Genomic DNA, 12,889 nt, shown 5'->3' on the forward strand with positions numbered 1-12,889 from the left:
TCATGCCGCCGCGGCATGACGCGTAAACTGGGTTCGTGCCCGAAACCCCGGACCTCGACCTGCGGCTGGTGCGGTACTTCACGGTCGTGGCCGAGCACCTGAACTTCGGCCGGGCCGCGGCCGCGCTGCACCTCGCGCAGCCCGCGCTGAGCCGGCAGATCCAGCGGCTGGAGCACCAGCTGGGCGCGCGGCTGTTCGACCGCACGCCGCAAGGCAGCCGGCTCACCGACGCGGGCCGGATTTTCCTGCCGCGGGCGCACGATCTGGTCGACACCGCCCATGAAGCAGCGCTCGCCACGAGGGCCGCGGCTTCTCCCGGCGCGCTCACCGTCGGATACGTCGGCGACCTGGTCGTCACCCCGGCCGTGCGGGAGCTGCGCCGACGGCACCCGGGCGCCGAGATCACCACCCGGCACCTGGACTGGCAGGACACCTCCGCGCTGCCGGAGCGCCGCGTCGACGCGCTGGTCGCCCGGCTGCCGCTGCCGTTCCCGGCGGACCGTTTCCGCGTGGAGCCGCTCTACGACGAGGCCCGGGTGCTGGTCGTGCCGGCGTCACATCCCTTTGCGGGCAAGGAATCGGTGGCGCTGGACGACCTCGGTGGCACAGAGCTGGTCGCCTGCACCAGCTCCGCCGCGATCTGGAGCGCCGGGGCCCAGCCCACCGCCGACGACAGCTTCGAAGACAAGCTCGAACTGATCGCCGAAGGCCATGGCGTCGCGATCCTGCCCGCGGGCGACCGGCGGCCCACCCTGCGCGAGGACCTGGCCACGATACCGTTCGAGGGCCTCGGTCCCTGCCGGGTCGTCGTCGCCACCCGCTTCACCGACCACAACCCGCTGGCCGGCGACTTCCGGGAGATCGCCCGGAGCCAAAACAGCTCGTGAGTGTTTATGACGGTTCTAACCGTCATAAACACTCACGAGCCCTAAGCGCAGCCAGCTCCCCCGCCGCACATACCCCGCCACGCCCACCACCACGGCGGCGATCAGGTAACCCGCGACCAGCGCGACGGCCCCGCCGCCCGCCGGTGGCAGCACCAGCGCGAGCACCGCGCTGACCCCGGCGAGGATCCAGCGGGTGCGCTCGGTCGTCAGGCTCACCGCGAGCAGAGCGACCATCCACAGCAGGTACCACGGCTGCACGACCGGGCCCAGCACGAGCATCGCCGCGAAGGCCAGGCCGGCGCCGAGCAGTGGGTGCAGCTTCCCGCGGTAGGTCAGCCACAACAGCCGCGCGCCGACGATCAGGCCGGCCACCGCGCCGACGGCCGAGAACACCTTGATCGCACCGTCGGTGAGGTCCAGCCCGGCCAGCTTCCCGATCCCGCCGACCAGGAAGCCCAGCTCGTTGGTCGGTGCGAGCCAGCTGTGCACCGCGCCGGAGGAGACCCCGGCCAGCGCCCGGACCCAGCCGAAGCCCAGCCCGCTGCCGAGCGTGATCACCACCGTGACCAGCGCGAATCCCGCAGGCAGCCCCAGCAGCACCGCGACCTTCCCGGCCGGACGCGCACGCCGGGCCAGATCGATCCCGACGAAGCACAGCGCCGCGACGGCCACGATCTTCACGTTCGCCCCGGCGCTGACCAGCACCACGCCCGCCGCGATCAGCGCGGGCCGTGCGACCCCGACCCGCGAGGCCCCGAGGTAAACCAGCTCCAGCCCGGCCACGGTCAGCCCGATCATCAGGCCGTCGTTGTGCACGCCGACGACCACGTGCCACAGCACCAGCGGGTTCAGCAGCCCCAGCCACACCGCGACGGACGGCGGCACCCCGGCCCGCCGGGCCAGGCGCGGCAGCGCCCACGCGAGCAGCACCACGCCGATCAGTTCGAGGAGCCGGTGCAGCAACACAGTCCCGACGACGCTCTCGCCGACCAGGTGCGCGATCCCGCGCGACAGCCCGACAAACGCCGGCCCGTACGGCGCCGGCGTGTCCTGCCAGTAGTGGCTGACCTGGAGGGTCACCGGCGAAGCGGCGCCCAGCGCGGCCGCCGGGCCGAGCGCGTACGGGTCGAGCCCCTTGGCCGCGATCACGCCCTGCGCCAGATAGCTGTAGACGTCGCCGCTGAACAACGGGCGCGCCGCCAGCAGCGGCAGGCTGACCAGGCCGGTGATCGTGTACAGCGTTCGCACGGAAACGTCGGCGGCGCGGCGGCCGAGCAGCAGCCAGGACACGACAAACGCGGCCATCCCGATCACGCCCAGCGCCACCACGAGCACAGCGGGCAACGGCAGCCAGGTCGCGAGCACCAGCACCGCGACCCCGGCGAAGCCCGCCCAGTGCAGCCCGGGCGCCTTGACCTCGACCGGCGCCGGCTCGAGCATGACGTTCTGCATCAAACGGTCTCCCCCTCGACGAAAAACGAAGCTACCAAAAGGAAAAATCGGGCTCCGCGCGGGACGGGGAACGTGGGCGACGGGGCCGGAAAGCGGCCCGAAAGACCCGTGAACAGGCCTTTTCGCTCCCCTGTGGACCGTCCTGAGTGGTCACCGGCCGGGGTGGCCGCACCGGGGAAACGGGCATACCGGAATCCTGGCGGCTACCCCCGGGCCGCCGGATCGGCAATACGGCCGGAATCCTCGGCCGATCGGCCGAGGCGCCCGCCGAAGAAGCCGCCGAGCAGCGGGAGCAGGGCGTCCGGCCGGTCGAGCGGGACGAGGTGGCCGCAGTCCGGGATGACCTGGCCGGTGAGGTCGTCGGCGATCGGCCGGAGCTGCCGTTCGAGAGCATCGCCCACCGGATGCGCGCCGACGGCCAAGGTCGGCACCCGTAAACGCGCGCCTTCAGCGGCTTCGATGATCTGCCGACCGGTTTCCGGGAACGCGCGATAGTGCCCGAACGCGCTGCGCAGGGCGTCGGATCCGCTGTACGCCTCAAGGAATGAGGCCCGGACCTCGGGCGGGACGCCGTCGGCGCGGGTGCCGATGTCCAGGAACCAGCCGATGTACTCGGCCTCGTGCCCGGCCACGACGGTCTCCGCCAGCCCGGGCACGGCGTGGAAGCCGAACCACCACGGCGCGGCGAAGCCCTCCGCGCCGGGCAGCGCGCCCAGCACAGCCTCCATCAGCACCAGCCGCCGCACCCGCTCGGGGCGGCGCATCGCCAGCAGGAACGCGGGCGCGGCCCCGAGGTCGATCCCGGCGACCGCGGCGGACGGCTCCCCCAGCGCGTCGAGCAGCGCTTCGGCGTCTGCAGCCAGCGTGCCCGCGTCGTAACCCTGCTTGGGACGGCTGGTCGCGCCGAGCCCGCGCAGGTCGGGGGCGATCACCCGGTGGTCGCGGGCGAGCCGCGGGATGACGTGCGCCCACAGCCGCCAGGTGTGCGGGAACCCGTGCAGCAGCAGGACGGCCGGCCCCTGCCCGGCGATCGCGACGTTCACCTCGAGCCCGTTCGCCGGGACCCGGTGTTCCGTGATCGTGGACATGCGACCTCCTTGGTGGTTACCTTTGGTTACCTGATGAACATAGGTAACCAAAGGACGCCCGCCAAGAAGGCACTTCGACGAAAGGTGGTGACCCCCGGGTGACCCCCTCCGCCCGCCGGGGCGACCTGTTCGACCCGGCCTGCCCGACCCGCCGCCTGCTCGACCGGATCGGCACGAAGTGGTTCTCCATGGCGGTCAAGGTGCTCTCCGAGGCCGAGCCGGACGAGGTCGGATTCGCCGAGTTACGCCGCCGGATCCCTGGTATATCCCAGAAAATGCTGTCCTCGACGTTGCAGAGCATGGCCGCCGACGGCCTGCTCACCCGCCGCGTCGAAGCCACCAACCCGCCCCGCGTGCACTACCGCCTGACGGAACTCGGGCTGTCCCTGGACGCCCCGCTCGCCGCCGTCCGCGCCTGGGCCGAGGAGCACATGGCCGAAATCGACGCGGCGGCCGGATGAACGCTCAGGCCGGCAGCCGCGCGGCGACCACCGCGGCCAGCGATTGCGCGCGGGCGCAGATGACGTCGAGGCGCCCCTTGTCGGCGTCGTCGGTGAACTCGACCAGGACCACCTCGTCACGCCGGCCCGGCGCGCCCTCGAGGGAAGGCAGCACCGGCGTGTAGGTGCGGTACCGGACGGTCACGTCGCAGGTGTTGCCGTCGGACTCGTGCGGGTCGACGTACGCGAGGCGGCCGCCGACGGTGGCGCGGGTCTGGCCGTCCGGCGGGTCGGTGGCCAGCGGCCACTGGCGGTCGTAGTACAGGTCCAGCGATTCCGAGTCGTGGCCCCAGGCGCAGGCCCAGTTCCCGAAGTACCGGTCGACCGGGTAGTCCGGGCCGACAGCCGGACGCAGCGTCGCGTCGTCGACCAGGGTGCAGGCGTCGATCAGCGCGAGCGAGCCTGGAGGGAAGGCCTGCGCGCGCCGGGCGATCGGGCCGCTGACCACCTTCGCGTAGGCGTCGCCGACCACCGCGTCCGACATCGCGCACAGCTGCGGGGCGTCGGCCCCGTCGGCGCGGACCGAGCTGACGCTGACCAATTTCAGGTCGGGCAGGACGAAGTAGCGCCGGCATTTCCCGGAATCGGCGTTGGGGCGCTGGATCTCGCCGAGCCGTCCGGCCACCGGCGGCACCGCCGGGTACTCCTCGGGCGCCGTCAGCTCCAGGCTGGTCACGATCGTGCCGCCGCCGGCGGGCAGGGTGGTGTCCAGATCGCAGCGGGCGAACGTGCCGAGGTTCGGCTCGAGGAACACTTTCCCGTACTGGCTCAGGGAATTCACCGTCAGCAGGGCGCACGGGTCGGCCGTGTGCGGGTCGCCGACCAGGTCCGCGGCGGCGTTCGCGGGCGGCGGGCTGTCCCGGGTGAACACCAGGAACCCGGTGACCAGCAGGACCACCGCGACGAGCACCCCGGCGGCCAGCGCCTTCCGGCGGGACCGGGGCTTTCGACGCCGGGTGGTCGTGTTCCCCGCGGGCATGGGCGCGCCGCCCAGCAACGCCTCCGCTTCCGCCGCGCTCGGCCGTTGCGCGGGCCGGCTGCTCAGCAACGCCTCCAGCACCGGGGCCAGCGAACCGGCGTTCCGCGCCGGCTCGAGCGTGCCGTCCGCCGCGCGCCGCAGCTGCGCGAACGGCCCGCGTTCCCCGCTGTCCCAAGGGGAAACGCCCTCGACGGCGGCGAACAGCGTCGCGCCGAGGGAGAACACGTCGGCGGCGGAACCGGCCTCGTAGCCGTTCGCGACCTCCGGCGCGAGGTAGCCCGCCGTGCCGCCGACCTGCGCGCTGCCGGTGAGCGTGACCTCGGCCCAGCGGGAGATGCCGAGGTCCGCGAGCTTGGCCGTGCCGCCGTCGGCGACCAGGACGTTGCCGGGCGTGATGTCGCGGTGCACCATGTCGCGGGCGTGCATCGCGGCCAGCGCCGAGGCGATCTGCGCCCCGACGGCCGCGGCCCGCTCCGGCGCCAGCACCCCGTCGGCGCGCACGATCTCTTCCAGGCTGCGGGCCGGCAGGTACTCCATCACCAGCCAGCGGTCGTCGCCGTCGGCGACGGAGTCGAACACGGCCACGACGTGCGGGTGGTGCAGCGACGCGCCGAGCCGCGCCTCCCGGCGGATCTGGCCCGTGTCGCCGTCCAGCGATCGCTTGAGCGCCACGGTCCGCCGCAGCTCCAGGTCCGTCGCCCGCCAGACGACGCCCATCCCCCCGGCGCCGAGCCGCTCCTCCAGCCGATAACGCTCGGCGATCACCTGGCCGGTCACCGGGGGAGCATAGCGGCCGGGATACGCGCGGTGACCGGGATTCGCCGAGTCGTGACCGCGCTGGCTCACACTGGCGTGCTGGGGACGTCAGCCGAGGCGCGTGGCGAACTTCGCGGCGAACGTGTGGACGTCGCCGGGCCAGCGGGCCGAGACGTAATCGCCGTCCTCGACGACGAAGGCCGGGCCGTCGTCGTCAGGGCGATCGCGGGAACGGCCGCTGGTCTTTCGGGCAGATTCGCCCGCGGCGTCGAGGAAGTCCGCCGGGGCCGCGAGCGCCCGGGTCACCTCCTGCTGCACGGACATGTACCCCTCGGGCTGCCCCGGCTCCTCGCGGTAGGTGCGGTAGTAGTCCGGGTCCCAGAACCGGCTGCGGCGCGCGACCTGCCACGCGGTGCGCTCCAGCTGCCAGGTCAGCGCCGTCGTCCGGCGGCCGTGCAGCACCGAGCGCCCGGTCGCCGGGTCGACGCTGCGCGCGGCCAGCAGGACCCCGTGGCAGATCGCCCCGACCGGCAGGCCGCGACGGAACGCGTCGACGACCAGCCCCTGCAACACCGGGCTCTCCAGGTACTCGCACATCCCCCGGGCCCGGTGCCCGCCCGGCAGGACCAGCCCGTCGAACGCTTCGGTGCCGTCGAGCGTGATTTCCTGCCACGCCAACGGTTTCCGCCATGCCGGGTCGTCAAGCAGCGCACGGTGCGCCGCCCGGGCCACCGCGTCCGCACGCAGCACCCGGCCGAGCACAACGAGCCGCCGCAGGCCCGGCACCCGCCCCCACGGGTCGAGCCCGCGGCCGGTCACCATCAGCTCGTCGCAGACGGCCGGCGCACCTGTGGGCGTCGCGAACCGCACCGTGTGCCCGGCCCCCGTGAGCACCCGCCAGGTGACCGCGACCTCCGACGGGTCCGAGTCCCGGGCCGGCACCGGGATCAGCACATTCGCCACCACGTCCTCCTCGCGCTCGCCACCGAGGATGCCAGCCGTCCTCGGCGCCTCGTCCCGCGGGCCTCATGACCACTGTGGACAGACGAGCACCCGCCAGACTACGCCATTCGGCGCACTCCGACCGCCACTTGGCGTACGTTGACACTGACTCAGGGCGACCGTACTGTCCCGAAGCGCACCCCACTGATCGCTCAGGGGTGGTGCTCCGCCGCAGATTTACAACGTTGTAAATCTGCTGCTCCGCGCCGGGGCAGCAGGACTCCAGCCGCTACGAGAACCGCCCTCCGCGCGCCCACCCGGCCCGCGGCGGTGGGAGGACGCCGTGTTCAACGATCGTCGTGCCGCCACTCTCCCCACGCCCGGCCGTACCGGCCGGCCAAGGCCGAAAAGCGCAGCCGCGCCGTTTGCCCGCATCACCCGACGAGCGCGGACCCGTTTCGCCGCCGCGGCAGTGCTGCTGGCGTCAGCCCTCCTGCTCCCCGTCTCCGGCGCCGCCGCCACCCCGGCCACCGGCGGCACCTCGTTCCTGAACCACGCCGCCCTGCTCGGCAACACCGAAGACCCCGCCTGGTACGAGGCGAACATCCCGTTCCTCGACGTGCCCGACCAGCAGATCCAGTCCGTCTACTACTACCGCTGGCAGACCTACCGCGAGCACCTCGTCTACACCGGCCCGGTGTACGGCTGGATGTCCAGCGAGTTCCTGCAGCCCGCCGATTACGGCGCCCCGTACGGCGGCATCGACGCCGCGGCCGGGCACCAGATCACCGAGGGCCGCTGGCTGCGTGACCAGCAGTATGTGAAGGACGACATCGACTACTGGCTCGCCGGCCCCGGCCAGTTCCCCAAGCCCCGCAACGACAACGTCAACCCCGACACCGACGACTGGGCGCACGAGTACAGCTTCTGGGCCGCGAGCGCCGTCTGGCAGCAGTACCTCGCTGCGGGCGACCTCGGCTTCACCGCCGCCGAGCAGCAGGCACTCATCAAGCAGTACAACGGCTGGGACAGCCATTACGACACGAGCCTCGGCCTCTACTGGCAGGTCCCGGTGTGGGACGCGACGGAGTTCACCCCCTCGTCCTACGAATCCGGCGACGGCTACCGCGGCGGCGTCGGCTTCCGGCCGACCATCAACGCCTACCAGTACGGCGACGCCACGGCCATCGCGCAGATCGCCGCGCTCACCGGCGACTCCGCGACCGCGAGCGACTTCACCGGCCGCGCCGCGAGCCTTCGTTCCGCCGTGCAATCGCAGCTGTGGGACCCGTCGCGGCAGTTCTTCTACGGCATGCCCCGCGACAACAACCCGTCCCACGCCCTGACCGGCACGCGCGAGGAAATGGGTTTCGTGCCATGGATGTTCGACCTGCCCCAGACCGCCGACACCGGGGCCTTCGCCCAGCTCAAGGATCCCGGGGGGTTCGCCGCCCCGTTCGGCCCGACCACCGCCGAGCGGCGCAGCCCGTGGTTCATGCACGAGGCCGCGGACTGCTGCCGCTGGGACGGCCCGTCCTGGCCGTACGAAACCTCGCAGACCCTGACCGGCGCCGCGAACCTGTTGCAGGACTACCCGCCGCAGTCCACTTTTACCGCCGCCGACTACCTCTCACTGCTGCACACGTACGCGGCGACACAGTACCGCGACGGCCAGCCCTACGTCGCCGAGGCGCACGACCCCGACCAGGACCGGTGGATCTACGACGGGCACGCCCACAGCGAGGACTACAACCACTCCACCTACAACGACAACGTCATCTCCGGCCTGATCGGGCTGCGCGGCCAGTCCGGCAACACCCTCACGCTCAAGCCGCTCGCCCCGGCGAGCTGGGACTACTTCGCGCTGGAAAACACGCCGTACCACGGGCACAACGTCACCGTCCTGTGGGACCGCACCGGCTCGCGCTACGGCCAGGGCGCGGGTCTGCACGTCTACGTGGACGGCGCCCAGGTCGCGCAGCAGCCCGGGCTGGAACCGCTCACGGTGCCCGTCGGGCCGGCCGTGACCCAGCCCGATCCGTCCACAGTGGACATCGCCGCGAACGGTCAGCGGTTCGGCTACGGGCCGCAGCCCAGCGCGTCCTACACCTCTCCGTACGACAACGTGTGGAACGCCGTGGACGGCATCGTCTACCGCACCGCGGTGCCGCAGAACAGCCGGTGGACCAGCTACGGCTCTCCCAACCCCACCGACAGCTACCAGCTCGACTTCCACCGCGGGATCTCGACCGGCGACGTCCGGCTGTGGTTCTACGACGACGGCGGCGGGGTGAGCACACCCGCGTCGTACGACCTGCAGTACGACACCGGCAACGGCTGGGCCACCGTGCCCGGCCAGTCCCGTAGCCCGGCCACAGTGAACGGCCCGACCGACATCACCTTCCCCGCGCTGACCACCAGCCGGCTGCGGGTCGTCGCACCGAACGCCGGCGGCGGCACCGGCTGGGGGCTGCAGGAGTTCGAGGTGCACAGCGCGCCCGTCTTCCAGCTGTCGAACGTCAACAGCGGTCTGCTGATGGGCGTCTCGGACATGTCCACTCAGGACAACGCCCCGGTGGTCCAGTTCCAGGACAACGGCACCCCGGACCACCTCTGGCAGCTGGTCCCGGCCGGGGGCGGGCAGTACAAGATCCGCAACGGCCACAGCGGGCTCGTGCTCGGCGTCGACGGCATGTCCACCCAGGACAGCGCCGCGATCGTGCAGTTCCACGACACCGGCACCCCCGACCACCTCTGGACGCTCATCGACGCGGGCGGCGGGCAGTTCAAGATCCGCAACGCGCACAGCGGACTGCTGCTCGGCGTCGCCGGAATGTCCACCCAGGACAGTGCCCCCGTCGTCCAGTTCCAGGACAACGGCACCCCCGACCACCTCTGGCAGTTGCTGCCGGCGGCCTGACCCACCCCACCGTGAAAGGAGTTCCAGCGTGCTCTCCCGACCAGTCCCCCGCCGGCGAAGAATCATCCTCGCCGTCATCGCGCTGATCTTCGGCGTGCTCACCAGCCAGCCCGGCACCGCGCAAGCCGCCGCCTCGCTCCCGTGCGACATCTACGGCTCCGCCGGCGCCTCGTGCGTCGCCGCGCACAGCACCACTCGCGCGCTCTACAGCTCCTACAACGGGCGCCTGTACCAAGTGCAGCGCGCCTCCGACAAGGCGACCACCGACGTCGGCACGCTCACCGCCGGCGGTTACGCCAACGCGTCCACACAGGACTCCTTCTGCGCCGGGACCAGCTGCATCATCACCGTGGTCTACGACCAGTCCCCGCGGCACAACGACCTGACCATCGAGGGCCCGGGCACGGCCGGCGGCCAGGACGTCGGCGCGAACGCGGCGGCGCTGCCCGTCACCGCGGGCGGGCACAAGGTCTACGGCATCTACATCGCGCCCGGCACCGGGTACCGCCACTACGTCGGCGACGGCGTGGCCCGCAACGGCCAGCCCGAGGGCATGTACATGGTCGCCAGCGGCACCCACGTCAACGGCGGCTGCTGCTTCGACTACGGCAACGTCGAGGCCACCATCAACGACACCGGCAACGGCCACATGGACGCGGTCAACCTCGGCACCACCTGTTATTTCGGGCCGTGCACCGGGATCGGCCCGTGGGTCGCGGGCGATCTGGAGAACGGGCTGTTCCAAGGCCACGGCTCCAACACCGCCAACCACGGCAACGCCACGCCGTACGTCACGGCAATGCTGAAGAACAACGGCCAGACCACCTTCGCACTCAAGGGCGGCAATTCCCAGTCGGGCGCCCTCACCACCTGGTACGACGGTGCCCTGCCCTCGGGCGGGTACACGCCGATGCAGCAGGAGGGCTCCATCGTGCTCGGCACCGGCGGTGACAACAGCAACGCCTCCGTCGGCTCGTTCTTCGAAGGCGTGATGACCGCCGGCTACCCCACCGACGCGGCGGACAACGCGGTGCAGGCCAACGTGGTCTCCGTCGGTTACGCGGGCGCCACCGGCACCGCTCCCGTCGGCGGCCGGGTGCTCGGCGCCAACGGCAAGTGCATGGATGTCAACGGCGACGACAACGGCGGCAACCTGACCCCGGTCCAGCTGTGGGACTGCCAGGCCAACGCCGCGGACCAGTCCTGGTCGCACAATCCGAACGGCTCGCTGTCGACGCTGGGCCGGTGCCTGGACGTCGTCGGCAACGGCACCGCCCAGGGCGCGAAACTCGAGCTGTACGACTGCAACGGAGTCGGCGGCCAGAAGTGGCTCCAGCAGGGCGACGGCTCCCTGCGCAACCCGCAGTCCGGCCGTTGCCTCGACTCCCCGGACAGCGGCGCGGCGAACGGCACCCAGCTCCAGCTGTCGGACTGCAATGGCTCCGCGGCGGAGAAGTTCTCGGTGACCGGCGGCGGCCCGATCGTCGGCGTCGGCGGCAAATGCGTGGATGTCGCGGGCGACGACAACGGCGGGAACGACACTCCCGTCCAGCTGTGGGACTGCCAGTCGTACGCGGTGGACCAGCACTGGTTCCACAATCCGAACGGCTCCCTCTCGACACGAGGCCGGTGCCTCGACATCGTCGGCAACAGCACCGCCCAGGGCGCCAAGGTGGAGCTGTACGACTGCAACGGCGTCGGCGGCCAGAACTGGGTCCAGCAGGCGAACGGCTCCCTGCTCAACCCCCAGTCCGGCCGCTGCCTGGACTCCCCCAAGGGCGCCACCGCCAACGGCACCCGGCTGGAAATCTGGGACTGCAACGGAAGTGCCGCCCAGTACTTCCCGCTGAGCTGATGATGCGCCCCACTGTGGCGTTGGTTGCGTCCAACGCACCCAACGCCACATTGGGTGCGTCGAGCGCACCGAACGCCACATTGGAGCGGAAGCCGACTATCAGTGGGGCCGGATCCCGTCGAGCACCGTCTGCACCAGCCGGGCCCGCCGGTCCGGATCGGGCGGCAGCTGCCCGTCGACCCAGGCGATGGCGGCGGCCAGGTGCCGCACGTCGTTCGAGTCGGTGTCCGGGCGCAGGGCGCCGGTCCCGGCCGCGCGGCTGATCAGGTTCATGCCCACCAAGATCGCCCTCCAGCAGGTGCTCTGCTCGTCCGCGGCGGCCGGCGGATTCGCCAACGTCCGGGCCAAACCCTGGTATTTGCCGCTCTGCTCGATGTAGGCGTCCAGCCAGCGGTGGACCACCTTCAGCTGATCCGGCTCGTCGAGCAGCTCGACGCCGAGCCGGTACAGGTCGGTCAGCCCGTCGTCCATCACCGCCAGGACCAGCTCGTCCCGGGTCGGGAAATGGCGGTACAGCGTGCCGGGCCCTACGCCGGCCGCGCGCGACCTCGTCCAGCGACGCGGTGACGCCGTGCCGGGCGAACGCGTCACGCGCGGCGTCGATCCGAGTTTCGGCCGCCCAGTCCCGGGTGCTTCCGCCGGCACCGCAGCACTCCCGCAACCGGCCTGCCATGGCTTCCGGCCCTAGCCGATCTTGCTGGCACCTCGGTACTGCTGAACAGCGGCTTCCGGCGCCTGGTCCTAGCCGAGGTCACTGGCACTTCGGCGGTTCCGGTGCCGTCGAGCAGCGGGTTCGGGCGTCTGGGCCGAATCGGACTCCCCTAGTTTCGCGCCACAGTCGCTGCGTGAGCGCTGGGCACAATTCCCACCGCCGCCGCGGAGATGGTGGACATTGTCCGACCTCGATCCGCACCAACGGTCGGCGAGGGAGACTCAGCCTGCCGCCACCTTGAGGTTGGCTGGCCCCTCAGTCCGAGCTGGTGCTGACGATCTCATCTGGACCCGGCCCCGCCACCCCGCCGGGAAACCGAGCGCGCGCTGTGCCGGAGCGTCGGTCCCGGACGGTGAGCCGGCCGCGGCCCAGCGGCGGTGCCGACCCGCGCGGCCGAGGCCGCGCAGCAGGCTGCGCCACGGCCGCCCGCCCCGGTGGCGGTTGCCGCCGGTTTCCGGGAGGCGGCCGATGAGGTCGGCTGCGGAGACGAGGCGGGCGCCGACCAAGCGGGGGACGTCACTCTCGGCGAGGGGGAGGCGGCCGCCGCCGACGTCTTCACCCACTACTACGCCGATGCGGACCAGCACCCGGCCCGGCGCGCCCGCGGCACGGTCGAGGAACGCGACTCTCGGACCGTCCACAAAGGCGCGGTTTTCCCGGCTCGCGCGGGGCAACGGCACAGTCGTCATGTTTCGTCCAGTTTCTCGGGTCACAGGTGGGAACCACACCGCCGGGGCCAGGACGGGTACTCCGAACACCGGCAGCGTTGCCAGCCGGTGACGACGCTACCCGGACGCT

At 71.8% G+C, this 12,889-nt stretch carries 10 protein-coding genes; 4 read left to right on the forward strand and 6 right to left on the reverse strand.

What is annotated here, in order from left to right; translation table 11 throughout:
* Positions 1 to 35 precede the first annotated feature (35 nt).
* On the forward strand, positions 36 to 887 hold the full coding sequence (locus OG371_RS41815; RefSeq protein ID WP_329062378.1) for a LysR family transcriptional regulator: 852 nt from the start codon (positions 36 to 38) through the stop codon (positions 885 to 887).
* A gap of 15 nt (positions 888 to 902) precedes the next feature.
* Here OG371_RS41815 and mptB read toward each other — a convergent pair whose 3' ends face one another.
* Together mptB and OG371_RS41825 are read right to left on the reverse strand one after the other, a co-directional pair.
* Positions 903 to 2,339, reverse strand: a complete 1,437-nt coding sequence (mptB, locus tag OG371_RS41820) for a polyprenol phosphomannose-dependent alpha 1,6 mannosyltransferase MptB (RefSeq protein ID WP_329062380.1) — start codon at positions 2,337 to 2,339, stop codon at positions 903 to 905.
* 203 nt (positions 2,340 to 2,542) lie between these two features.
* Complete coding sequence (locus OG371_RS41825; protein WP_329062382.1) at positions 2,543 to 3,427, reverse strand: alpha/beta fold hydrolase; 885 nt, start codon at positions 3,425 to 3,427, stop codon at positions 2,543 to 2,545.
* Between the two features lie 98 nt (positions 3,428 to 3,525).
* Between OG371_RS41825 and OG371_RS41830 the strand changes: the two genes are divergently transcribed.
* A complete protein-coding gene (locus tag OG371_RS41830) occupies positions 3,526 to 3,888 on the forward strand; it encodes a winged helix-turn-helix transcriptional regulator (protein ID WP_329062384.1) in 363 nt (120 codons plus the stop codon).
* 4 nt (positions 3,889 to 3,892) lie between these two features.
* Here OG371_RS41830 and OG371_RS41835 read toward each other — a convergent pair whose 3' ends face one another.
* Positions 3,893 to 5,683 carry a serine/threonine-protein kinase gene (locus OG371_RS41835; protein WP_329062386.1) on the reverse strand — a complete coding sequence of 597 codons (1,791 nt, stop codon included), beginning with the start codon at positions 5,681 to 5,683 and terminating at the stop codon, positions 3,893 to 3,895.
* A gap of 87 nt (positions 5,684 to 5,770) precedes the next feature.
* A complete protein-coding gene (locus OG371_RS41840) occupies positions 5,771 to 6,625 on the reverse strand; it encodes a type 1 glutamine amidotransferase domain-containing protein (protein WP_329062388.1) in 855 nt (284 codons plus the stop codon).
* 451 nt (positions 6,626 to 7,076) lie between these two features.
* On the opposite strand from OG371_RS41840, the gene OG371_RS41845 reads away from it, so the two are divergent.
* Together OG371_RS41845 and OG371_RS41850 are read left to right on the forward strand one after the other, a co-directional pair.
* Positions 7,077 to 9,524 (forward strand): MGH1-like glycoside hydrolase domain-containing protein, encoded by a 2,448-nt coding sequence (locus OG371_RS41845; protein ID WP_329062390.1) that lies wholly within the window; start codon positions 7,077 to 7,079, stop codon positions 9,522 to 9,524.
* 28 nt (positions 9,525 to 9,552) lie between these two features.
* Positions 9,553 to 11,379, forward strand: coding sequence for an arabinofuranosidase catalytic domain-containing protein (locus tag OG371_RS41850; RefSeq protein ID WP_329062392.1), 1,827 nt, complete (start codon positions 9,553 to 9,555; stop codon positions 11,377 to 11,379).
* 99 nt (positions 11,380 to 11,478) lie between these two features.
* Here OG371_RS41850 and OG371_RS41855 read toward each other — a convergent pair whose 3' ends face one another.
* Positions 11,479 to 11,970, reverse strand: a complete 492-nt coding sequence (locus tag OG371_RS41855) for a TetR/AcrR family transcriptional regulator (RefSeq protein ID WP_329062394.1) — start codon at positions 11,968 to 11,970, stop codon at positions 11,479 to 11,481.
* A gap of 342 nt (positions 11,971 to 12,312) precedes the next feature.
* Entirely contained in the window at positions 12,313 to 12,780 is a 468-nt protein-coding gene (locus OG371_RS41860) for a hypothetical protein (RefSeq protein ID WP_329062396.1), read from the reverse strand.
* Between the last annotated feature and the right edge of the window lie 109 nt (positions 12,781 to 12,889).

Source organism: Amycolatopsis sp. NBC_01480 (assembly GCF_036227205.1).
Taxonomy (GTDB): Bacteria; Actinomycetota; Actinomycetes; order Mycobacteriales; family Pseudonocardiaceae; genus Amycolatopsis.